Origin of the sequence: Streptomyces malaysiensis subsp. samsunensis, from assembly GCF_024519315.1 — a bacterium.
In the GTDB taxonomy this organism is placed as follows: domain Bacteria; phylum Actinomycetota; class Actinomycetes; order Streptomycetales; family Streptomycetaceae; genus Streptomyces; species Streptomyces malaysiensis.
Genome location: NZ_JANIIC010000005.1, coordinates 149,828 through 167,102, shown reverse-complemented (window position 1 = coordinate 167,102; position 17,275 = coordinate 149,828). Strand labels below are relative to the sequence as shown.

Annotated in this window: 14 protein-coding genes and 1 pseudogene; 8 read left to right on the top strand and 7 right to left on the bottom strand. The window is 70.9% G+C overall.

Annotated elements, in window-relative coordinates; translation table 11 throughout:
- Positions 1–13: 13 nt before the first annotated feature.
- Positions 14–934, bottom strand: coding sequence for an alpha/beta fold hydrolase (locus NQU54_RS06550; RefSeq protein WP_257630219.1), 921 nt, complete (start codon positions 932–934; stop codon positions 14–16).
- 445 nt (positions 935–1,379) lie between these two features.
- On the opposite strand from NQU54_RS06550, the gene NQU54_RS06545 reads away from it, so the two are divergent.
- Entirely contained in the window at positions 1,380–2,882 is a 1,503-nt protein-coding gene (locus NQU54_RS06545; RefSeq protein ID WP_257630218.1) for an FAD-binding oxidoreductase, read from the top strand.
- Positions 2,883–2,941: 59 nt separating this feature from the next.
- Here the strand turns inward: NQU54_RS06545 and NQU54_RS06540 are convergent, their stop codons facing one another.
- A complete protein-coding gene (locus tag NQU54_RS06540) occupies positions 2,942–3,865 on the bottom strand; it encodes an SDR family oxidoreductase (RefSeq protein ID WP_257630217.1) in 924 nt (307 codons plus the stop codon).
- 85 nt (positions 3,866–3,950) lie between these two features.
- Here NQU54_RS06540 and NQU54_RS06535 point away from each other — a divergent pair, with 85 nt between their 5' ends.
- From NQU54_RS06535 to NQU54_RS06520, 4 genes are all read left to right on the top strand, one after another.
- Positions 3,951–4,535: a TetR/AcrR family transcriptional regulator gene (locus tag NQU54_RS06535; RefSeq protein ID WP_257630216.1), complete on the top strand. Its 585-nt coding sequence runs from the start codon at positions 3,951–3,953 to the stop codon at positions 4,533–4,535.
- Positions 4,536–4,711: 176 nt separating this feature from the next.
- Positions 4,712–5,092, top strand: coding sequence for a VOC family protein (locus tag NQU54_RS06530; protein ID WP_069861854.1), 381 nt, complete (start codon positions 4,712–4,714; stop codon positions 5,090–5,092).
- 285 nt (positions 5,093–5,377) lie between these two features.
- Positions 5,378–6,382, top strand: a complete 1,005-nt coding sequence (locus tag NQU54_RS06525) for a threonine ammonia-lyase (RefSeq protein WP_257630215.1) — start codon at positions 5,378–5,380, stop codon at positions 6,380–6,382.
- A gap of 304 nt (positions 6,383–6,686) precedes the next feature.
- Positions 6,687–8,501, top strand: coding sequence for an APC family permease (locus tag NQU54_RS06520; protein ID WP_257630214.1), 1,815 nt, complete (start codon positions 6,687–6,689; stop codon positions 8,499–8,501).
- 13 nt (positions 8,502–8,514) lie between these two features.
- Here NQU54_RS06520 and NQU54_RS06515 read toward each other — a convergent pair whose 3' ends face one another.
- Positions 8,515–9,111 (bottom strand): TetR/AcrR family transcriptional regulator, encoded by a 597-nt coding sequence (locus NQU54_RS06515; RefSeq protein WP_257630213.1) that lies wholly within the window; start codon positions 9,109–9,111, stop codon positions 8,515–8,517.
- Positions 9,112–9,282: 171 nt separating this feature from the next.
- Here NQU54_RS06515 and NQU54_RS06510 point away from each other — a divergent pair.
- Both NQU54_RS06510 and NQU54_RS06505 read left to right on the top strand, forming a co-directional pair.
- Positions 9,283–9,573 (top strand): annotated as a pseudogene (locus tag NQU54_RS06510) (NAD(P)-binding domain-containing protein); the annotation flags it as partial.
- 281 nt (positions 9,574–9,854) lie between these two features.
- A complete protein-coding gene (locus NQU54_RS06505) occupies positions 9,855–10,547 on the top strand; it encodes a class I SAM-dependent methyltransferase (protein ID WP_257630212.1) in 693 nt (230 codons plus the stop codon).
- A gap of 63 nt (positions 10,548–10,610) precedes the next feature.
- On the opposite strand, the gene NQU54_RS06500 is transcribed toward NQU54_RS06505, so the two are convergent.
- From NQU54_RS06500 to NQU54_RS06490, 3 genes are all read right to left on the bottom strand, one after another.
- Positions 10,611–12,032, bottom strand: a complete 1,422-nt coding sequence (locus NQU54_RS06500; RefSeq protein ID WP_257630298.1) for a sensor histidine kinase — start codon at positions 12,030–12,032, stop codon at positions 10,611–10,613.
- Positions 12,033–12,241: 209 nt separating this feature from the next.
- Complete coding sequence (locus NQU54_RS06495) at positions 12,242–12,946, bottom strand: response regulator transcription factor (RefSeq protein ID WP_257630211.1); 705 nt, start codon at positions 12,944–12,946, stop codon at positions 12,242–12,244.
- Positions 12,943–14,421, bottom strand: coding sequence for an MFS transporter (locus NQU54_RS06490; protein WP_257630210.1), 1,479 nt, complete (start codon positions 14,419–14,421; stop codon positions 12,943–12,945). The genes NQU54_RS06495 and NQU54_RS06490 overlap by 4 nt, the downstream gene beginning before the upstream one ends.
- Before the next feature lie 270 nt (positions 14,422–14,691).
- On the opposite strand from NQU54_RS06490, the gene NQU54_RS06485 reads away from it, so the two are divergent.
- Positions 14,692–15,522, top strand: a complete 831-nt coding sequence (locus tag NQU54_RS06485) for an aldo/keto reductase (RefSeq protein WP_257630209.1) — start codon at positions 14,692–14,694, stop codon at positions 15,520–15,522.
- A 96-nt stretch (positions 15,523–15,618) separates the two neighbouring features.
- Here NQU54_RS06485 and NQU54_RS49715 read toward each other — a convergent pair whose 3' ends face one another.
- Entirely contained in the window at positions 15,619–17,232 is a 1,614-nt protein-coding gene (locus tag NQU54_RS49715) for a GMC family oxidoreductase (RefSeq protein WP_257630208.1), read from the bottom strand.
- Positions 17,233–17,275 lie beyond the last annotated feature (43 nt).

The window sequence follows — 17,275 nt, the reverse complement described above, 5'->3', positions numbered from 1 at the left end:
CTCGGCGCGGGGTTTACGCGCGGTCCGCGGCCTGTGAGGTGACGCGCTCTATCGCCCGGACGGCGACATCGGGCTGGTCGACGTAGATGTAGTGCTCGCTCTCGGTGGCGGTGCTCAGCCTGCTGCGGCTGGAGACCCCGCGCCACGCACGCTGGCCGTTGGACCACGCCCGCTCCAGGTCCGGCCCGTAGTCGGGAACCTGCTCGAGGTACCGCTTCCCGTGCTGGATCACCTCCACCGGGATGTCCCCGGCCGAACGGACCTCCCCGTCGGGCACCATGAGCCTCTCCGGCTTCCCTCCCTGGAGGATCGCCAGCGTCCGCGCACGCAATTCGGCCGCAGGGCCGGTGGCGGACTCGGGGATCCCCTTGTTGAGATCGGCGGTCTGGGTCGGCGAGGTGGCATCCATCAGGACCAGCCCCTTGACCCGGTCCCGATGGTCGGGGGCGTACCGGGCGGCGATCAGTCCGCCCAGCGAATGCCCGGCGAGGACGACGGGACGGTCACCGGCGACACGGTCGATCACCGAGGTGAGGACCTTCCCCGTGCTCCGGATGGTCTGCGTCCCGTCGGGCTGGTCGCTGGCGCCTTCGCCGAGCCGGTCGTAGGAGCAGACCCGGTTCTTCCCGCTCAGGGTCTTCTGGATGCCGGCCATCTTCTCCAGGCCATCGCCGCCCCCGGCCATCAGGACGATGACCGGCCTGTCGTCCGCCGGAGCACCCGAACACGACACATTCACCGACCGGCCGTCGATTTCGAACTTCTTGGCGCCGGTGAATGCGCCCTCATCGGCCGTCTCCTTCGGAGCGGCAGTGGTCCTGGTGGCGGACGCGTCCGAATCCGACTTTGTGGATTCCTCGCAGCCGACGAGCCCCATACCGGCGATGGCACAGGACACCGCGATCACAGCGGACAGCCTGCGGTTGTGGTTCATAAATCCTCCCCGTACGAGAAATGACATCGAAAAGCGTTGATTTCCGGGGCGGTTGAAGGGTGTCGTTCCGACGAACCGCCCCGCCTGTTTCACACGCTACGGATCCGGTGCCCCGGAATCGTCACCATGGCGTGGACACCCGCGCGTAGCTCGCACGGGGGACAACTCCACGATCTCGCCGGTCTCATCGACGCGGGCGACGCGGAGAGCGGAGGTCGAGGCTTGCTCCGGCCGCCACTCGACCGGGCCAATGCATGACCACATGCCTATTCAATCCTTCGGCACAGCGCCCGCGTTCCCGGTTGGCGTGTCGGGCGGCACCGTCACGCCCCCCTGGTTAATCTGCGGCCGCAGGAACAGACCGCACAGGGCTGAATACGCCAGCTGGCGCACACCATTTTCCTTGGCCGATTACTGGCGTATCCCCGTCGAGAGGATACGGACCATGCAGGATTTCCCCCGTCGAAGACTGCTCAAAGCATCGGCCGCCGCCGGTGTCGGCTCGGTCGTTCTCCCGGGCATTGCGGCCCCGCCGGTGAGTGCCGCGACCACCGAGGGCGCCGCGGCCAAGGCGACCGGAAGCGGCAAGTGCCCGCCGGCGAAGCTCACCGGACGCGTCGTCACCCCCAACGACCCCGGGTACGCGGAGGCGAGCCTCGGCTGGGACGAGCTCTTCGTCCACTATCCGCTGGTCATCGTCTACGCCCAGCACACCCAGGACGTGGTCAACGCCCTCACCTGGGCCCGGCAGCACGATGTCGCGCTGCGGGTGCGGAGCGGCGGCCACAGCCTCGAGGGCTGGTCGAACGTGGACAACGGCATCGTCATCGACGTCAGCGAGTTGAAGTCGGTCCACATCGACACCGCCTCCCGTACCGCGAAGGTCGGCGCCGGGCTCAGCCAGCTGGAAGCGGTGACCACGCTCGCGCGGAAGGACCTCGCGGTCACGACCGGAACGGAGGGCAGCGTAGGTCTCTCCGGTGCCACGCTCGGCGGCGGCTTCGGCTTCCTCACCCGCTACCTCGGCATGGCGTGCGACAGCCTGACCGCCGCCGAGGTCGTCGTCGCCTCGGATCCCGACTGCGCCAAGGTGATCACGGCGGACCTGAAGCACAACTCGGATCTGCTCTGGGCGCTCCGCGGGGCGGGCAACGGCAACTTCGGAATCGTCACCTCGCTCACGTACAGGACGTCCCCGCTGAGGAGCGTCGCCTATGTGCAAGCCACCTGGGACGGCCTCCGGGATCTGCAAGCGATCTTCGAGGCGTGGCAGCGTACGGGTCCGAGCGCCGACCCCCGCCTCGGAACCCAGCTTGAGATCCACAGGAACCAGATCCTGCTGTTCGGGGTGGTCGCGGAAGGGTCGGCGGCGGAGGCGAGGAAGCTGCTGGCCCCGATTCTGTCGATCGGCACCCCCGAGGTCACGGTGCAGATCGGCAACTGGGGCGATGTATACGCGGGCTTCCAGATCCCGACCGAGGAGGAGCCCGCGAACTGGAAGTTCTTCTCGCAGTTCACCACCAAGCCGTTCCCGAAGAAGGCGATCAGCCTGATCGGCTCGTTCATGCGGGACGCCCCCACGGACGACAGCAACTTCTTCACCCAGGCCTTCGGCGGGGCGGTGCGGAGAGAGCCCCGTGGCGGTACGGCGTTCCCGCACCGCGACGCGCTCTTCTACTCCGAGCCCGGTGCGGGCTGGGGGACCCGTGGCGTACCGGGCAGCGGCGATGAGCTCACACCGGTGGCCCAGGCGTGGATCGCCGAGTTCAGCCAGGCGCTGCGGCCCTATGTGAACGGCGCCTACGTCAATGTGCCGAACATCGGGATGCAGGATTGGGAGACCGCCTACTGGGGATCCAACTTCGACCGGCTGCGCAAGATCAAGGCGAAGTACGACCCGCACAACATCTTCCAGTACGAGCAGAGCATCCCGCCCGCGACCCACTGACCCGGGCCCCGGGGGAGATCGCCCGCGGGCCCCGGCGGACGGCCGGGGCCCGCGAACGGTCAGGAGGCGGTGGCGGGGGTGCGGAAGTAGTGGCCCTTGTCGAGGTCTTCGAGGAGGCCGGGGTGGGTCGGCCGCCAGTCCAGCAGCTCGCGGGTGAGGGCGTTCGACGCCGGGGAGTCGAGTGCGACGAAGTCGCTCAGCCAGGTGAAGTGCTCGGCCGCGGCCTCAGGGGCCACGGAGGCCGTCGGCACGCCCAGGTGGCGGCCGATCACCTCGGCGATGTCGCGGAGCGCGATACCCTCCTCCGCCACGCCGTGCAGCACCGCTCCCGCGGGGGCCTTCTCGACCGCCAGCCGGAACAGCCGCGCGGCGTCGAGGCGGTGGACGGCGGGCCAGCGTTGGTTGCCGTCGCCGAGGTAGCCGGAGACACCCTTGGCGCGGGCGGTGGCGACCAGGTGCGCCATGAATCCGTTGTCCCCCTCGCCGTGGCAGGTCGGGGAGAGCCGCACCACGGATGAGCGCACACCGCGCGAGGCGAGTGCCCGGGCCGCCGTGGCGGTGGCCGAACGGAGGGACGCCGGGGTGCCGTTGACCATGGGCATGTCCCGCTCGGTCGACACCTGCCCCGACTTGAGACCGACCAGGCCGGAGGCGAGGACGAAGGGGCGGTCGGTGCCGGCCAGCGCGTCGGCGAAGGTGTCGACGGCGCGGCGGTCGGCCTCGGCGGCGCCCTGATAGTCGCCGGTGAAGGCGATGTCGTGCTTGAAGGCGAGGTGGATCACCCCGTCCGCGGCGGCGGTGGCGGTGCCCAGGACGTCCAGGTCGTCGAGGGTGCCGCGGACCACCTCCGCCCCGGCGGCGGTGAGCGCGGCGGCGGAGCTGTCGGAACGGGCGAGACCGATCACCTGGTGTCCCGCGTCGATGAGCTCGGGAACGAGGGCGGAGCCGAGCCAGCCGGACGCTCCGGTCACGAAGATGCGCATGGGAAAGCCCCAAACTGTCGATGTCAGTGACTGTCATCGACGCTACCATCTGATGTCAGTGGCTGCCATCGCGTAGGATCTGCGCATGGGCAGATGGGAGCCGAACGCGCGCGAACGCCTGGCGAAAGCGGCGCTCGAGCTCTACCGCGAGCGCGGCTACGAACAGACCACGGTCGCGGAGATCGCCAAACGGGCCGGGCTCACCGAGCGGACCTTCTTCCGGCACTACGCCGACAAGCGTGAGGTGCTGTTCGACGGCTCGGGCGCGCTGCAAGAGTTGGCCGTGAGCGGTGTCGTAGGGGCTCCGGAGTCCGCGGCGCCGCTCGACGCGATGGCGGCGGGGCTCGAGGCGGCCTCCGGCTGGTTCGCCGACCGTCGTGAACACGCCCGGCAGCGACAGGCCGTCATCGTGGCGAACGCGGAACTCCGGGAGCGCGAGCTGATCAAGCTCGCCTCGCTGTCCGCCGCGCTCGCCGACGCCCTGCGCGGCCGCGGCGTCGCGGAGCCCACCGCGAGCCTGGCCGCCGAGGCGGGGATGGCCGTCTTCAAGGTCGGCTTCCAGCGGTGGATCGCGGAGGCCGAGGAAGCGACGCTGTCGCAGTTGATGCGCGAATCGATGGCCGAGCTCAAGGCCGTGACCGCGCACGGCCAGGCCCGGCCGGGGCGGTGACCTCCAGGAGTTCGCGGGCGTGGCTGACACGGGTGGTGAGCGGCCACGAGGGGCCCCAAAATCCTTCGCGCCCGCTCGTCCCGCCCGGTACGGTCTCGAGCGTGCCACCGCGGGGAGCCCCGGAGTTCCGCGCGCGGCCGCCCCGGCAGTTCCCACGCTGAGAGTAGGTTTCGTCCATGGCATGTCGTATCAGTGAGCTCGTGCTCGGTTGCCGCGACCCCGAGGTGCTGGCGCGGTTCTGGTGCGAGGTCCTGGACTTCGTGGTGCTCGACCGCGAAGACGACGGCACCCTCGAGATCGGGCCGCGCGAAGGGTTCGGCGGCCCACAGCCGACGATCATCCTCAGCCGCAGGGACGAGCCGGAGCGGGGGAAGCCCCGGCTGCACATCGACGTCAACGCCACCGACCGCGACCAGGGCGCCGAGCTCGAACGGCTTCTGAAGTTGGGGGCGCGCAAGGCCGACATCGGCCAGACCGGCGAGGAGCCCTGGCACGTTCTCGCCGACCCCGAGGGCAATGAGTTCTGCCTGCTCAAGGCCCGCCTCAACCCGCTCTGACGGCTCTGTGCCCCCGGTGCGGCCCCAGGCCGCACCGGGGGCGGCCCCAGGCCGCACCGGCCCGGGTCGCGGATGGGCCCCGGGTGGAACGCCACGGGTGGCCGGTGCGTGCCGGGTGGAGGATCGCGGTCACGAATTTCCACGGCTGACGCCGACCCATGCGAGAGGACACACACCGTTGTCCGACATTGACGCCCGACCCGGGGAGCGGGAGCCGCGCAGGCCCGAGCCCCCGGCGCCGTACGGAAATCACCGTCCCCTTGCCCGGTCGGGCGGGGTGGAGCGGTGAGCGCGGCGCCCGTCCCGGACGGCACCGTGCCCGGCTTGGGTATCGACGCGATCCACGAGGCCGCCCGGCGGCTGACCGGACACGTGGTACGGACACCCCTGCTCAACTCGCCGATGCTGGACGAGCTCGTCGGCGCCCGTGTCCTGGTCAAGGCCGAATGCCTCCAGCTGACCGGCTCGTTCAAGGTGCGTGGCGCGCTCAACGCCCTGCTCACCCTGGACGAGGACGCGCGCCGCGCCGGGATCGTGGCCTACTCCGCCGGGAACCACGGGCAGGGTGTGGCCGCCGCGGCGCGGCTCGCCGGCTGCCCCGCGGTCATCGTCATGCCGAACAGCGCCCCCCGTATCAAGGTCGACAACTGCCGCTGGTGGGGCGCCGAGACGGTCCTCTACGACCCGCGGACCGAGGACCGGGAAGAGGTCGCCCGGAAGATCCTTCAGATGCGTGGCATGACGCTCGTCCCGCCCTTCGACGACCCCGGTGTCATGGCCGGTCAGGGCACCGTCGGCCTGGAGATCGCCGAGCAGGCGCGCGAGCTGGGGCTGACCCCGGACACGGTCCTGGTGAATTGCAGTGGCGGCGGTCTGGCCTCCGGTGTGCTCACCGCGCTCAACGATGCGTTCCCCGGCCTGGCGAACCACATCGTCGAACCGGCCGGCTTCGACAAGATGGCCCGGTCCCTCGCGGCCGGACGCGTATGTGCCAACCCCCGCCCGTCGGGCGGCCTGATGGACGCGCTCGCCGGCCCGGTGGCCGGTGCGCGCCCCCTGGCCGTCCTCCGCCACTACGACGTGACCGGCCTGACCGTCACCGACGAGGAAGCCCTGGCCGCCATGGGCGCGGCGCACCGCTTCCTCAAGATCGTGGTCGAGCCGGGCGGCGCCGCGTCCCTGGCGGCGGTGGTGTCCGGGAAGGCGGACGTACGGGACGAGGTCGTGGTGCTCGTGGCGTCGGGCGGCAACGTCGATCCGGAGGTCTACCGCCGGGCCCTGGCGGACTGAAACCACTTCGGGGAGTTTTGTCTCCGTCCCCGCTCCGCCGATGCGTCGAATGGGTGACGTCCGCCGGCCTCGAGCGCGATGAGCGCGTGCGGCCCCGCGGGCTCTCCGAAGCTGGATGCGGCCGTCATCCCTCACCGAAGCGGAGACATCATGAGCGTTGGCCCCCGGCTCGGCGCCGCCGGACGCACCCGCCCGAGGACCGGGCCCCGCCGAAGGACCGGGCCTCGCCGAGGGACTGGGCCTCGTCGAGCGAACGGGCCTCACCGCGGGACCGGGCCCCGCCGAGGGACCCGGTGAGCCCGCCATGACGCTCGGGCTGGCGGCCAGGAAACGCCATCCGCAGGTTCCGCGGCGGCACGGTGAGGGCGGGAAATCCCATCTGACCGTGTTCGAGGGGCTGGCCGCGCTCTCGCTGGACGCCCTCAGCTCGGTCGCGTACGGCCCGGAGTCCATCGTCGTCGTACTGGTGGCCGCCGGAACGGGCGCGGTCACGGCGATGCTGCCGATCACCCTGGTCATCGCCGGGCTGCTGGCCGTCCTGGTCGTCTCCTACCGTCAGGTGATCGCCGTACACCCGGACGGCGGCGGGGCCTACGCGGTGGCGAAGAAGGATCTGGGCAGGCCGGTCAGTCTGCTGGCGGCGGCCAGCCTCATCGTCGACTACGTCCTCACCGTCGCCGTCAGTCTCGCCGCGGGCGCCGCCAGCCTGGCGTCGGCGTTCCCCGCGCTCTCCGGTCATCTGCTGGCCGTGTGCCTGATCGCGCTGGCCCTCATCACCGCCGTCAATCTGCGCGGCATCGCGGACAGCGCGCGGGTGCTGATGCTGCCCATGGCGCTGTTCATCCTCAGCGTGATCGGCGTCATCGTCGTGGGGCTGTTCCGGTCGCACCCGGCGGCGACGGTCGGAACGCACCAGTCGTTTCCCGCCGTCGAGGCGCTGGGTCTGCTCCTGGTGTTCAGGGCGTTCGCCGCGGGATGCTCGGCGCTCACCGGAGTGGAGGCCATCGCCAACGCCGTTCCCACGTTCCGCCGGCCACGCGTCAAGCGGGCGCAACACACCGAGCTGCTGCTGGGGTTCCTGCTGGGCGCCCTGCTCATCGGGCTGGCCCTGACCACCCACCGGCACCATGTGGTGCCCCGTGGCGGTGTCACACTGCTGGCCCAGCTGACGGCCGGTGCGTTCGGGACCGGCTGGCTCTACTACGCCATCAGCCTCATCGTCACCATCGTGCTGGGCATCGCCGCGAACACCAGCTTCGGTGGCCTTCCGGTCCTGATGAGCCTGCTGGCCAAGGACGACCGGCTGCCGCATCTGTTCGCCCTGCGCTCGGAGCGGCCCGTGCACCGCTGGGGTGTCGCCGCTCTGGCGGTGCTGGCCGCCGCGCTGCTGATCGTCGTCGGCGCCGAGACCCAGCGGCTGATCCCGCTCTACGCCATCGGTGTCTTCGTCGGCTTCACCATCAGCCAGATCGGTCTGGTCCGGCACTGGATCGCCCAGCGCCCCGACGGGTGGGTGTCCCGGGTGCTGGTCAACGGCGTCGGGGGTGTGCTGACCGCCGTCGCCGGAGTCGTCCTGCTCGCCACGAAGTTCCTCGCCGGTGCCTGGATCGTCGTCCTGATCGTGCCGCTGCTGATGCTGCTGTTCTCCCGTATCGAGCGCTACTACACGCTCATCGGCGACAAGCTGGCCTTGGCGGAGGCCCCGCCGCGCCCGACGCCGTCCCCCAGCCTGGTCATCGTCCCCCTGGGCCGGGTCGACGCGGTCGCCGTCTCGGCCGTCGCCGCGGCGCGTTCGATGGGCGATGAGGTCGTCGTGGTCGCCGTCTTCGACGACCCGGCGAAGGCCGACACCCTGCGCGCCGAGTGGCGGCGATGGGACCCCGGTGCGCGGCTCGACATCATCGACAGCCCCGAGCACTCGGTGGTGCATCCCGTCGTCCACTACGTCGAACGGATCAGCCGCGACGGCAGACAGATCGCCGTGCTCATCCCGCAGGTGGAGCCGCTGCGCGACCGCTACCGGCTGCTCCAGAGCCAGCGGGGCATCCTCATGGCCGGGCTGCTGAGCGCGCACACCGATGTGGTCGTCTGCCTGCACACCATCCGGCTGAAGGTGTGATCCGCGGGAGCCGTCAACGCTTCGTCGGCACGAGGGCGTCGAACGCCTCGTCGACCACGCTGCCCAGCCCCTGGCGCCCCTCGATGGCGACCCAGTGCTCCAGGGCGGCCATCAGACACTCCAGAGCCGCGGCGACACGTGCGTGGAGGACCAGGGGAGGCATATCCCGAGACCCCGAGCTCTCCGTCAGGGTCTCCACCAGGCGCAGGCGCCAGCCGGTCTGCTTCTCGTGAAGACGGGCGCACAGCGCCGGAGTCCGCTGCACCAGGCGGAGCAGCGCGAGCCCCTCGGCGGGCTCGCGGGAGAGGAACGCGACGGCTGGTTCGACGGCTCGCCTCAGCGCGGTCCAGTGGTCCTCGTCGGCGGGGCGGGCCCGCAGCGCGTCGGCCATCTGGTCGCCCAGCGGGTCGAAGGTGAAGAGGACCACCTCCTCCTTGCTCCCGAAATAGCGCAGGAAGGTGCTGCGCGACACCCCGGCGGAGGCGGCGAGGTCGTCGAGGGTCACCGCCTCGAAGCTCTCGCGGCTGAAAAGGCCGAGGGCTACCCGGGCCAGCTCTTCACGGATAGCGCTGCGCCCGATGTCGCGGGTCTTCATCCGGGGGACGTCCATCCGCCCATCGTACCCGCCGAGCGCCACTCGCTCGCACAAGGGGCACTTCGATGCTCAGTTGACGCTCGGCGTCAGAGTGGATAGCAAGTACCTCAGAGCGGAGGCGGTGGCATGGCTGCCCGGTCGGCCACCGCTTGAGGCGCTCGGACTCATCACCTATCGGACTCATCACCTGTTGGGAGAGAGCACATGACCCAGACCCTTGGACTCATCGGCAGCGGCATGATCGGCGGCACACTGGCCCGCTTCGCCGTCGGGGCCGGATGGAATGTCGTCGTCAGCAACTCACGGGGTCCCGAGACCCTCGGCGAGCTCGTGGCGGAGCTCGGGGAGCGCGCGAAGGCGGCCACCCCTGCCGAAGCGGCCGCCTCCGGCGACCTCGTCGTCGTGAGCATCCCCCTGTTCGCCTACACCCAGCTGCCTCAGGCGGAACTTGCGGGCAAAGTCGTCATCGACACCCTCCCGTCGTCCGGCGCTTCCCGCGCGGCCGGGGCCATCCAGGAGACGGCCCCTGCCGTGTGGCGCGCATCAGCCGTGGCGGTGGTCACCGGTCGGCGGTCACGGCCGTGGGCGTGTCCGAGGTACCGGCGGATGAGGCCCCGACGGATACCGCCCAGCGCTCCCACTCCGCGGTCCGCGCAGGGTAGACCTGGCCATGGCACTCGGTGACGACAAGGGGGCGATCTAGGCTTGCTGACAGCGGCCGGGCCGATCCCGGCTGAGCGGTGAGGAAGGACGCCGGCGTGCGGAAGTCCGAACACGAACTGGCCGATGTCCAGCGTGAGCACTGGCAGCGGACCTACGGCGAGCATCCCGGCATGTACGGCGAGGAGCCGTCCGACCCGGCCGTCCACGCCGCCGCCGTCTTCCGCGCCGCCGGTGCCCGCGAGGTGCTCGAACTGGGCGCCGGCCATGGCCGCGACGCGCTCCACCTCGCCCGTGAGGGCTTCACCGTACGGGCCACCGACTTCAGCCCGGTGGGCCTGGAGCAGCTGCGCGCGGCCGCGGCGGCGCGGGGCGTGGCCGAGCGGATCACCACCACGTCGCACGACGTCCGTGAGCCGCTGCCGCTCCCGGACGCTTCGGTGGACGGCGTGTTCGCGCACATGCTGCTCTGCATGGCGCTGTCCAGCGCGGAGATCCACGCTCTGGTCACCGAGGTCCGCCGGGTGCTGAGGCCGGGCGGCGCCTTCGTCTACACCGTCCGCCACACCGGAGACGCGCACTACCGGGCGGGCACCGGGCACGGAGACGACATCTGGGAGCACGGCGGCTTCGCCGTTCACTTCTTCCACCGCGACCTGGTCGACGCCCTCGCGGAGGGCTGGCAGCTCCAGGAGGTCCACGCCTTCGAGGAGGGCGACCTCCCACGGCGGCTGTGGCGCGTCACTCAGACCGTGCCCGCACCCGCCGGTGACGATCCGCCGGGCGTATGAGGGCAGGTCGAGCCTTTTCGTCGGAGGGCCGATCCTCCGGTCCTGGTCGGGGCGGACGGGCACTCAGGTGTGCGGTGGGAGCAGGATGCGGAAGGTGGCGCCCTCGTCCGGGGCCGTGCGGACCTCCACCCGGCCGTGGTGGGCCGCGACCAGGGAGGCGACGATCGCGAGGCCGAGGCCCGCGCCGCCACTTCCGGTGCGGCCACGGGCGTCGTCCGCGCGGTAGAAGCGGTCGAAGGCGCGGGCGGCCTGCTCCTTGGACATCCCCGGGCCCTCGTCGTGGAGTTCCAGCACCGCCAGGCCGCCCTCGGTGCCGACGCCGATCCGGACCGGGGTGCCGGGAGCGGTATGGGCCACCGCGTTGCCGACGAGGTTGGAGGTCACCTGGCGCAGCCGCGCCTCGTCGCCGAGCACCGGCGCGCCCCCCGGCGGCCCGCCGCCGGGACCGGTGAGCGTCACGGGGCGCCGTGGATCGAGCGCGCGCAGGTCGTGCAGGGCGTCGGCGGCCAGGGTGCGCAGATCCATCGGGGTGAGGTGGAGCGGGAGGTCCGCCGCGCCGGTGTACTCGTCGAGCCGGGCGAGCAGCAGCAGGTCCTCGACCAGCCGGACCAGCCGGGCCGCCTCCCGCTCGATGCGGCTCATCGCGGTGTCGACATCGGTGCGCTCGGGCATGCCGCCCATCCGGTACAGCTCGGTGAACCCCTTGATGCCGAAGAGCGGCGTACGCAGCTCATGGCTGGCGTCCGCGATGAAGCGGCGCATCCGGTCCGTGGCGGCCGCCCGCGCGGCGTCACTCTCCTCGATCCGGTCCAGCATCCCGTTGAGCGCCGCGGCCAGACGGCCCAGCTCGGTACGGGAAGCGGCCAGCTCCGGGACGCGGCTGGACAGATCGCCGTCCGCGATGGCCGCCGCCGTGGTCTCGATCCGGCGCAGCGGGCGCAGCCCGCCACGCACGGCGAACCACCCGGCCACGCCGAGCAGCGCCAGCACCGCCGCGTCGATGAGCAACACCCGGGTGCCGAGCTGTCGGATCGTCCCGTCGACCTGGGCGAGCGACCCGGCCACGACGACGCTGGGGCCGTACGAGGCCCGCGCTCCCCGGCCCTCGTACGGTACGGCGATCACCCGCCATGCCCCGCCGCCGTCGACGGCAGGGACCTCGAAGGGCCCTCGGCCACGTTCGCCGACCGCCGCCGCGTCGAGCCGGGGCAGCGCGGGGGCACCGTGCGCGGCGGGTCGGATGACCCGCTGGACCTGGCCGTTCGAGCCGAGGTACGCGAGATGGACATCGCCGGTCAACTGCTGCTCCACGGTGTCGCGCACCCGCGATGTCCGGTCGCCGGCCACGTCGTCGAGGTCGGTGAGGCGCGCGGCGACCGTGGCGGCGGTGCGGAGCCGGTCGTCCAGCTGATGCACCAGGTCCCGCTGGAGCAGGGCGACGGCCAGGGCGTTGCTGCCGATCAGCGCGACGACGAGCAGCAGCATGGAGATCGCCAGCAGCCGCCCGCGGAGCGAGAGCCGCTTGCGTAGTGAGAGCCGCTTGCGTAGTGAGAGCCGCCCGCGGAGCGAGAGCCGCCCGCGCAGCGAGAGCCGCCCGCGGAGCGAGAGCCGCTTGCGCAGTGAGAGCCGCCCGCGGAGCGAAACCCGTCTGTGCGGCGAGAGTCGGCCGCGCGGCCCGCGCGCTGGGCTTCCGCTCACCGCCGGGGCCTGCGCAGCACATAGCCGGTGCCGCGCACCGTATGGATCAGCTTCGGTTCGTCCAGGTCCACCTTGCGCCGCAGATAGCTGATGTACGAGGTGACGATGGTGTCGTCGCCCCCGAAGTCGTACTGCCACACCAGCTCCAGGAGCTGAGCCTTCGACAGCACCTGCCCGGCGTTCTCCATCAGCACGCGCAGCAGGCTGAACTCGGTCGGGGAGAGCTCCACGGGCCGCCCGCCCCGGCTCACCTGATGGCTGTCGGGGTCCAGTTCCAGATCCCCGACGACCAGCCGCCCGTCCGGCTGCCGACCGCTGGTGCGGCGCAGAATGGCCTGGATGCGCAGCACCAGCTCCTCCAGGTTGAACGGCTTGGTGACATAGTCGTCACCGCCCGCCCTGAGCCCGCTGATCCGGTCCTCGGGCGCATCGCGGGCGGTGAGGAACAGCACCGGTGGATGGCCTGCCGCGGTGATGGGACGCTGCCCGCGCAGCCTGCGGACCACCTCGAAGCCGTCGAAGTCGGGCAGCATCACATCCAGCACGATCAGGTCGGGACGCTGCTCCCGGACCGCGGCCAGCGCCTGTGCGCCGGTCGCGACCGGGATCACGGCGAAGCCCGCCAGCCGCAGACTCGCGGAGAGCAGCTCGCGCAGCGTCGGCTCGTCCTCCACCACCAGCAGCCGTTCCGATGCCGTCATCCGTCCTGTCCCCGCCTGATCGTCCGCGTCCCGGCGCGGCGCCGCCGCGTTCGCAGCAGGATGACAGCCACCACGGCGGCGACCATAAAAGCGCTGGTCGCCATCGTGATGTAACGGTGCACGCCCAAGGCCGAGTTCACCGTTTCGCCGTCGACGACCGTATTGGTGGACTGGAGTACGGCCGCACCCACGAACTTCAGAATCACCGCCCCGATGGCCACCATGACCATCACCATGCTGGACACGACGCCCTGGCGTTCCGGGGACGCGAGAGTCCCCGCCATGTTGAAGCCGGAGGTCACGAGCGTGCCCGCCGTGAGACTCAACAGGAAGGAGCACACGACCGCGAGAGGGAGCACGGAGTCCCCGAAGAACATCCCGACGGTGCCCACCGTTCCGATCGCCACTCCACCCGCCAGTGTGGCGGCCGGCCCGACACGTGTTCCGAGCGCCCCGGCCAGGGTGCCGCCGAGCACGATGCCGATCGCCGGTACGCCGTACAGCAGGCCCAGCGCCCCCGGGGCGGCGACTCCGTATCCGAGGTGCTCATCCGGGGAGACCTTGGCGATGTGGCCGAAGAGCGTCAGCATGCTCTGGTACGCGCCGGTGCCGAACGCGACCAGGAGGAGCGTGAGCGCCAGGGGCCTGCCGAGGTTCCTGATGTCGATGACGGGCTCGGGAATCCGGCTCGCCACCAGGAACCACCTGGCCAGTGCCGCGGCGCCACCGGCGAGGAGGGCCAGCGGGCCCACCGCGAACCAGCCGAACTCCGATCCGAGGCTCACATAGCTGAGCACCGCCGCCAGACCTCCGCCGAGGAGAGCGGCTCCGGCGATGTCGAGCCTGCCCGGTGTGGTGATCGTGGACGGAGGTACGAGGCCGCGCACCAGAACGCCCGCGACGGCCGCGAATACCGCCGACGCGACGAACACACTGCGCCAGCCGAACGCCGAAGCCGTGATGTCGAAGAGGGCGGGCATGACGATGCTGAGGAGCGCGGAGCCGGAGGTCACGATGCCCGTGGCGACCATCGCCATATCCGGTGCGCACATGTCGTGGATGAGGGCGACCGTGAGGAACACGGCTCCCACGGCCGCTCCCTGGAGCAGGCGTCCCAGGATGAACACCCAGAGGTTGGGAGCGACGAGACATACGAGGGCACCCACGAAGGCGGTGATCAGCGTCATGACCAGCACCCTGCGCTTGCCGTGGATATCGGCGCCCTTGCCGAGCAGCGGCGCCCACATCGCCCCCGCCAGCAGCGAGCTGGCGTCGATCCACGCCGATTGATCGGTGCCGAAGTGGTCGAGCATCTCGGGAAGGACGAGAAGTGGTGCCGTGACGACGGTGTCCACCATGGTGTTCACCAGAATCAGGATGGCCACCTGGCCGACGAGCCGTTTGCTCCACCGTGTGTGTTGCCGTCCGCTGCCGAGCAGTCCGGTTCCGGAACCGCCAACGCCGCTGTCCTGCATGAAGCACCCTCCGCCCGCTGTGGACTTGACCCACGCCTCACAGTGATCCGCTCGTCTGGGACGGATCTGCGCGAGTGTGAGTGCGCCATGTGAACCGGGAGTCCCGTCCGGGGGAAACCGGCGGGCCATGTCGGCGGGCGGGCCGAAAACTCACGGACAACTCTCAGAAAGCGGCCCCGGCATCCCGCGGCCGTGTGGTCCTTGCCTCCGGGTTTGGTCCTCCTTCAAGCTAGAAAGCGGTTTCACGGAGACGACCCCTCAGGAGCTGCCATGACCACCGTCCCCTCACGTGTGCTGTCGGACGGAGTGTCGATTCCCGCCGTCGGGTTCGGCACCTACCCCCTGTCCGGATCCGACGCCGAGTCGGGGGTGCGCAACGCGATCGCGGCGGGCTACCGCCTCATCGACACCGCTGCCAGTTACGGCAACGAGGCCGAGGTCGGCCGGGCCGTCGCCACGAGCGGAGTGCCGCGTGAGGAGGTGTTCCTGATGACCAAGTTGCGCGGCCGGGACCAGGGGTACGAGCGGACCCTCACGGCCTTCGAGGAGTCGGCCGCGCGGCTCGGCGTCGACCACGTCGACATCTATCTGATCCACTGGCCGCTGCCCCGCGTCAACGCGTACGCCGACTCATGGCGCGCCATGATCAAGCTCCGTGAGGAGGGGCGGATCCGGTCGATCGGGGTCAGCAACTTCACCCCGGCCCAGCTGGACCGGCTGAGCGAGGAGACCGGGGTGATGCCCTCGGTGAACCAGATCGAACTGCACCCGCGCTTTCCGCAGCGGGAGCAGCGGGCGGCCGACACCGCACGTGGCATCGCCACCGTCAGCTGGAGCCCGCTGGGCCGGGGGAGTGGCATCCTCGCCGATCCGGTGGTGACCGGGCTGGCCCGTACCCACGGTGTGACACCGGCCCAAGTGGTCCTGCGCTGGCACCTCCAGCTGGGAGCGATCCCCATCGCCAAGTCGGCCACGCCCGAGCGGCAGCGCGCCAATCTGGACATCTTCGGCTTCGCCCTGACCCCGGAGGAGATGGCCGCCATCAGCGGTCTGGAGCGCGGGCGGCTCGGCGGCGATCCGGACACCCACGAAGAGTTCTGACACTCCGTCGCGGTGTTCCGCCACACGCGGACAGCGTGCCGGCGCCGGATCGGGGATCCGGCGCCGGCACGCGTCTCCGGTCTTCAGCGCGCGTCTTCAGCGCGTGTCTTCGGCGATCATGTCCGAGCCGTACTCCGCGATCATCACGGTCGGGGCCTGGGTGTTGGAGCTGACGATACGAGGCATGACCGAGGAGTCCACCACCCGCAGCCCGCGCAGCCCGTGCACCTCCAGCCGCGGTGAGACCACCGACTGATCCGAGACGCCCATGGCACACGTGCCCACCGGGTGATACGCGGTCCTCCCGTGCCGTCGTACGAACGCGATGTAGTCGTCCTTGGTGCGCACCGGACGGCCTCCGGCGAGGTGTTCGGCCTTGATATGGGGAGCCATCGACGGCTGCCCCATGATCTCGCGGCTCTGCCGGACGCCCTCGATCGCCATGTCGAGGTCGTGGTCGTCGGCCAGGTAGTTGGGGTCGATCAGTGGCGCCTGGCGCGGATCGGGCCCCGCCACCCGCACCGTGCCCCGGCTGCGGGGCCTGAGGAAGTAGGAGTTCAGGGTGCAGCCGTAGCCGGGGCGCACCGCGGCGATCCCCGCCTCCACTCCCGCGGCCGGAAGGAAGTGGAATTGCAGATCCGGCGTCGTCTCCTCCTTGTTGCCGAAGGCGAAGCCACCCGCCTCCACGACGGTGGAGGCAAGCGGTCCCCGGCGGAAGGCGGCGTACTGCACGGCGGCGGCCGCCGTGGCGGGCAGGGGCCGTGCGTAGCGGTCCATGCTCTGGTACGAGGTGAGTTCGTAGACGATGTCGAGGTCGCAGTGGTCCTGGAGGTTCTTGCCGACTCCGGGCAGTGCGTGGACCACCTCGATCCCGGCCCGCTCGAGGTCGGCCGGGTCGCCGATGCCGGACAGCTGGAGGATCTTCGGGGAGCCGAACGCGCCCGCGGCCACGATCACCTCGCGCCGGGCCGTGTAGCGCCGGGTGGTGCCGCCCTCGACGGTCTCGATCCCGATGGCCCGGCCATGGTCGGTGATCACGCGCCGGACCATGGCGCCCGTCATGACCACGAGGTTCTCCCGGCCGCGGGCGGGACGGAGATAGCCCACCGCGGCACTGCACCGCCGGGAGTGGCGGGTGGTCGTCTGGTAGAGCCCGACGCCGTACTGCTCGGCGCCGTTGAAGTCGCTGTTGTACGGCAGCCCGAACTCCTGGCCCGCGCGGACGAACGCCTTGGCCAGCGGATGCGGATTGACCAGGTCGGACACCGAGAGAGGGCCTTCGGTGCCGTGCAGGGGGCCGGACAGCCGCTCGTTGCCCTCGGAGCGCACGAAGTACTTCCGCACTTCCTTGGCGGACCAGCCCTCGCAGCCGTGGACACTCGCCCAGTCGTCATAGTCCTGGGCGACACCACGGGTGAACACCTGGGCGTTGATCGAGCCCCCGCCGCCGATGACCTTGCCCTGGGCCAGGGGTATCTCACGTCCGTCGCAGTGTGCCTGGGGCAGGCTGGTGAATCCCCACTGATAGGGACCGGCGGTGAGTTTGGCGAAGCCGGCCGGTACATGGATGAAGGGGTGCCGGTCCGCACGCCCCGCCTCGAGGAGCAGTACCCGTACGGACGCGTCCTCGCTGAGCCGGCCGGCCAGCACACACCCCGCCGTGCCCCCGCCCGCGATCACATAGTCGAACGAGTCATCCCGCTGTGCCACAACAACACTCCTGGTTTCGGTCTCCGGTGAGTGGCCGCCCGTC